At 38.6% G+C, this 2,752-nt stretch carries 3 protein-coding genes; 1 reads left to right on the top strand and 2 read right to left on the bottom strand.

The window, feature by feature from the left end; genetic code table 11:
* Positions 1–205: 205 nt before the first annotated feature.
* Positions 206–1,144, top strand: coding sequence for an NAD-dependent epimerase/dehydratase family protein (locus tag AC29Z1_RS16085; RefSeq protein WP_488272466.1), 939 nt, complete (start codon positions 206–208; stop codon positions 1,142–1,144).
* Between the two features lie 153 nt (positions 1,145–1,297).
* Here the strand turns inward: AC29Z1_RS16085 and AC29Z1_RS16080 are convergent, their stop codons facing one another.
* Both AC29Z1_RS16080 and AC29Z1_RS16075 read right to left on the bottom strand, forming a co-directional pair.
* Positions 1,298–1,603, bottom strand: a complete 306-nt coding sequence (locus tag AC29Z1_RS16080) for a hypothetical protein (RefSeq protein WP_488272465.1) — start codon at positions 1,601–1,603, stop codon at positions 1,298–1,300.
* Between the two features lie 106 nt (positions 1,604–1,709).
* Positions 1,710–2,615, bottom strand: a complete 906-nt coding sequence (locus tag AC29Z1_RS16075) for a sulfite exporter TauE/SafE family protein (protein WP_488272464.1) — start codon at positions 2,613–2,615, stop codon at positions 1,710–1,712.
* Positions 2,616–2,752: the final 137 nt, after the last annotated feature.

Here is a 2,752-nt window from a genome sequence, read left to right as displayed (position 1 = left end):
ATTTTTCTTTCCCATAGGTAGTCTGCCATTCCTGCTGGTTTAAAGAAAGGTGTAACTTTTCCTTTTGTTTCAAAAAAGACTTACACTTGTTCCTATATGTTTCATGATATTAATTTTTCATATTTACAAAATGTGCAATATGTTTTCTCAGCACATCTAACGTGTTAAAGTTAATTACAACATCAAGCAACATGGAGGTCAGATTATGAGAATACTATTAGCAGGCGGGGCTGGTGATGTAGGAAAAAACATTAGTGAATATTTATATCAACAAGGCCACACACTCATCATTCTCGATAAGAAAGAAATACCTAACTCCCAAAAGCAGGGCAATACGATTACTTATACTACCGATCTTATGGATTTGACTTTACTAAAAGATATTGTCGAAAATTGTGATGTTGTTGTTAATCTTGCCTGGAGTTTTGCTGATCAGCCTGAGATATTATTCAATTATGATATTATTGGCCACATTAATTTATTGAAAGCATGCGCAACTGCAGGTGGCAAGAGTTTCATTTACACAAGCACTGCTGGAGTTTACGGCACACCAGCGGCTACCCCAATTAATGAAGAGTATTGTTGTCGACCTGAGCGTGCACGCAAACCACTATATTCCATTGCCAAGCATTGTGCAGAACAATTATGCCTGTCTCTTGGGCATCAATATAGCTTCCCGGTAACAGTATTTCGCTTTTGGTGGGCTTACGGTAAAACGATCGGTGGAAAGCATCTTCGTGAATTAATAAAACTAGCCCTATCTGGTCAGCCCCTGCAAATGGTAAGAGGAGCGGGTGGAGCCTTTGTCAGTATGAATGATTTAGGATTGGCTATCGAGCGAGCTGCCTCCAACCAGAAGAGTACTGGTAATGTCTACAACCTTGGCAGCTTATATCTGTCCTGGGAAGAAATTGCCCAAGCAATTATCCGACTAACACAATCAACATCACAACTGCAGCTAGTAGATGCCAAAGCCTGGAACGGTCCTGCATTCCTTAACGAAACCTGGAACCTTAATTGGGATAAAGCTGCCAAAGATTTTGGTTATAAACCATTGCTAAGCAGCAATGACCGCCGTACGGCATTCTACAATGCGCTGGCAAAGTGTATTGCTGAAGTCAAACAACGACCTAAGTGCAGATAGTTAACTTTATTAAAAGAAGCGATTCCCTATTTTAGAAACTTGGCCACTAAGCTATACCTTTTATTGTTATACAACAAAAACAGCAACCGGCAATTAGCTGATTGCTGTTTTTGTTGTATTTGGAGGCTTTCTTAGTTCGACATCCATTCTTATTTATGAGCCGCAATCATAAAATTCGTTAACATCCATTTTCATCCACTGATAATAGACAGCGTACTCAGCTAAGCTTTCATTGGAGTCGGCCTTTAGAGAATTTAGTCTAGCTTGAGCGTCTTCAAGAGTAGTAATATTGCCACGTACTGTAAATGTACCATATGACATTCCATCTAAAAATACATGAAATACAGTTGTCCCATCTTGTGAACCCTTTCCTTGGCCTTCATAAACGATTTTTGCCATGGAGCCTGTCGGCGCTTTAACCGCTTCTAGAACAACCATCCCCTTTTCAAGCTTGGTCATCGCCTATATCCCCCTTTGTCTTCTTTACAATTAATTATATATCTCTTGGGAAATATTTTCTATTTTTGTAAATAAAGTAAACAAATAATTAGCTAATCATCTTGTATCATACATTTATCTTTCTGATTACATCATAAACTATTAGCAACAGACCACATACTACTATTCCGGCGAAATATTTCCTTGTATCACGTCCATTAAGGCATTTAGCTATTCGTATTCCGGTATTGACACCAATTATTGAACCGCAAAACATAAACACCACCAAAAATACATTCACATGACTATCTTGCATGTGCCGCAATACTCCATAAGCACTTGCCAACAATACTTGCATGGTACTTGTTCCTACAGCAATGCGTGTTGGAACTCCTAAAAAATAAATCATCAATGGCAAACTGATAAATCCGCCGCCAATACCTAACAACCCAGTTAGACAGCCAACAATAAAACTTAGTGTAGTAGGTACCCATACACTTAGCTGCGGTATTTCTGCTCGTTCAAAACATAAAAATGGCGGTAATGAGCATTTTCTCATAACATTACACCAATAAGTACTTGCAGGTTCATCCATTTTATTCCTATTACTTTGGTAAACTTCCCTGAACATAAAACCAGCGACACTGGCCATTAGGATAAAAAAACATGTATTAATTACGATATCCATAAACGCTACGGAATTTCCTGCAACCTGAACTGCCTGTTTCAAACTAATAGTCTGCAATAAGCGGACACCACATTCGGTTCCAAATAAACTACCTACTACGGTTATTAAACCTAATTTCAAGTCAAGGTTTTGCTGGCGCCAATGTTTATATGCTGAAATTAAGGAAGTCAGCGTAATTTGTAACAAACTGCTGCCGATGGCAACCGGATAAGAAATATCAAAAATAATCCGCAAAGCTGGTGTCAGCAAAAAACCACCACCTATGCCGAATAATCCAGTAATAATGCCAATGGCAAACCCAAGCACTATTAAACCAAGCCACCAAACAAGATCTTCTATAGACATACTCTCACCTACTATACCTAGAAAACTATACGGTCATTGTAGCACTTATTTTTCCATATGTCGCTACTTCATTTAGGCTCTATAATAAATAAAGGGAAAAGCAGGGTAGGTATATCCCCTGCTCCACTACACTTTAT

The sequence above is a fragment of the Sporomusa sp. genome (assembly GCF_057736855.1).
Note: the sequence above shows the minus strand (reverse complement) of the source record. Positions and strands in the feature narration are given on the sequence as shown.